General features: G+C 62.9%; 1 protein-coding gene. It reads left to right on the top strand.

Features of this window, described 5'->3' with window-relative positions; all coding sequences use genetic code 11:
• Nucleotides 1-550 precede the first annotated feature (550 nt).
• A partial coding sequence (locus tag WA702_RS30515) for an LLM class flavin-dependent oxidoreductase (protein ID WP_425114254.1) occupies nucleotides 551-1,617 on the top strand: 1,067 nt, incomplete at its 3' end.

Raw genomic sequence — 1,617 nt, 5'->3', positions numbered from 1 at the left:
TCGACCGTCGAAGTCTTCTCGTCCGATCCCGGATCGTCAAAAGCTCGCGCCTTCAGCCAACCCGAGACCCGCAAGGACCTCGCCGTCCACGTTTCTCTTTCTTCATCTTCACTTGTCAAACAGCCTGCCCCTTTACAGTCGTCGACTGCAAAGCGGCCACCTCGAAATTTTCGGAAGCGAGATGCTCTTAAACAGAGCGTCTACAGTTAGTCAACTTTCCGTCGTCTTCAAGGTCCGAGAGACAAATAACGGCGCCCTGCAAGTGGCAGGCGCCAGTGATTGCTTCGTCTCGGATGGCGGTTATCTATGGGAAGGCCGGGGGATGAGCAAGCGGTTTTTTTCGCTACCGCAAAAAATTTCCACAGGCCCGATTTGGCACAGTCGCCGCCCGGCAAATCATCCCACCGGGTTCCTGGCGCGCCGCAGCGCGCCCTGCCCGCATCCGAGATGCTCGCGGCGCATCCATCGAGTCCCTGGACTACGCAGCGCACTGCAATCGTGCCAAGCTGGCGCGAGAAGACGCGAGAAGAAATGCCTGAGGGGATGACGCATGGCGAAAGAAATCAAGCTGAACGCGTTCGCGATGAACTGTGTCGGGCATCAATCGCCGGGATTGTGGCGGCATCCGCGTGACCGATCGAGCGACTATAACCGCCTGCCCTACTGGATCGACCTGGCTAAAACGCTGGAGCGCGGCCGCTTCGACGGGCTGTTCCTGGCCGACGTGCTCGGCGTCTACGATGTCTATGGCGGCAGCCCGGACGCTGCACTGCGTCACGCGATCCAGGTGCCGGTCAACGATCCCTTGATGCTGATATCGGCGATGGCCGCGGTGACGGAGCATCTCGGCTTCGGCGTCACCTGCACGCTGTCCTACGAGCCGCCCTTTCCATTCGCGCGCCGGATGTCGACGCTCGACCATCTCACCGAGGGACGCATCGGCTGGAACATTGTCACCGGCTATCTCGACAGTGCCGCGCGCGGCATGGGCAAAGACCGCCAGGCCGGCCACGATGACCGCTACGACCTCGCCGACGAATACATGGAAGTGGTCTACAAGCTCTGGGAAGGGAGCTGGGAGGATGACGCCGCGCTGCGCGATCGCGCCAGCGGCATCTTCACCGATCCCGCTAAGGTTCACCGCGTCCAGCACCAGGGCGAAAATTTCCAGCTCGACGCCATCCATCTCTGCGAGCCGTCGCCGCAGCGCACGCCCCTGCTCTATCAAGCCGGCACATCATCGCGCGGCCGCGTCTTCGCCGGCCGCCATGCCGAATGCGTATTCATGTCGGGACCATCGGCCAAGATCATCGGGCCGCGCGTGGCGGCGATCCGCCAGGCCGCCATCGATGCCGGTCGGGCACCCACCGATATCGTCATCTTCAGCATCGCCACCATCGTGCTCGGCACCACTGAGGCCGAGGCGCAGGCCAAGCTCGCCGACTACAGGCGCTACATCGACCACGAGGCCTCGCTGACCTTGATGTCGGGCTGGACCGGCGTCGACTTCTCGACCTACGAGCTCGACCAGGAGGTCCGCCACGTGCTCAACGATGCCGGGCGCAGTGCGATGGACAACGTCACCCGCGCCGATCCGGAGCGGATCTGGACCGTGCG

Source organism: Bradyrhizobium sp., from assembly GCF_049798375.1.
Classification (GTDB): Bacteria; Pseudomonadota; Alphaproteobacteria; order Rhizobiales; family Xanthobacteraceae; genus Bradyrhizobium.
Note: the sequence above shows the minus strand (reverse complement) of the source record. Positions and strands in the feature narration are given on the sequence as shown.